We start from the raw sequence: 225 nt of genomic DNA on the forward strand, positions 1-225 counted from the left end.
TAGTGTGAGGCTTAACAGAACCAGGCACACATAGAACCTGACCACGCTCAACTTCGTCACGCTTAGTACCACGCAGAAGAACACCAACGTTCTCACCCGCACGACCTTCGTCTAGAAGCTTACGGAACATCTCAACACCAGTACAAGTAGTGGTTTGAGTTTCCTTGATACCAACAATCTCGATTTCTTCACCAACTTTGATGATACCACGCTCAACACGACCCG

General features: G+C 48.0%; 1 protein-coding gene. It reads right to left on the reverse strand.

Annotated elements, in window-relative coordinates:
* Window positions 1-225 (reverse strand): EF-Tu/IF-2/RF-3 family GTPase (locus A3757_RS03855; protein ID WP_255374968.1); only part of this gene is annotated, 225 nt, incomplete at both ends.

This window comes from Oleiphilus sp. HI0117 (assembly GCF_001635235.1).